The 830-nt window shown below is 47.3% G+C and carries 1 protein-coding gene; it reads right to left on the reverse strand.

Features of this window, described 5'->3' with window-relative positions:
• On the reverse strand, positions 1 to 830 hold an 830-nt coding region (locus A3729_RS12150; RefSeq protein WP_255376393.1), incomplete at both ends, for an EF-Tu/IF-2/RF-3 family GTPase.

Consider the following 830-nt stretch of genomic DNA (forward strand, 5'->3'; position numbering starts at 1 on the left):
AATTCGCCCATTCCGGAGATAATCGTCTGGCCCGTCTCTTCATCGGTTTTTACTCTAAACGAAGGATCTTCCTGCGCAAGCTTACCTAGGGCAACACCCATCTTTTCCTGGTCTGCCTGCGTACGAGGCTCCACTGCAACCGAAATTACAGGCTCTGGAAACTCCATACGCTCAAGCGTAATCTTGTTCTCAATATTACATAGCGTTTCGCCAGTAGTAACATCCTTAAGGCCGACCGCAGCTGCAATATCTCCAGCCAATACTTCTTTTATTTCTTCTCGGTCATTTGCATGCATCTGCACCATTCGACCAATGCGCTCCTTCCTACCCTTAACTGGGTTATACACGGTATCGCCGGTTTTTAGCGATCCAGAGTAGACCCTAAAGAAAGTCAGAGTACCAACAAAGGGGTCCGTCGCAATCTTAAACGCAAGAGCAGAAAATGGAGCAGAATCATCAGCCTCTCGAGACTCAACAGTCTCGTCATCATCAAGCACACCCTCGATCGCTTTAACCTCTTCAGGAGACGGCAGGTACTCAACAACAGCATCAAGCATCGCCTGAACACCTTTATTCTTAAAAGCAGAACCGCCAATAACCGGCACAATCTCATTCGCCAACGTACGCTTGCGAATCGCCTGCTTTATTTGCTGCTCAGAAAGCTGCTCACCTTCTAAATAAAGCTCCATCAAGTCATCATCCGCCTCTGCAGCGGACTCAACAAGAAACTCTCTCATCTCCTCACACTCATCCAGCAGATCTTCAGGAATCTCTGCGTAATCAAAGGTCATACCCTGATCAGCTTCGTTCCATAAAATAGCTTTCATCTT

The organism is Oleiphilus sp. HI0043, from assembly GCF_001634935.1.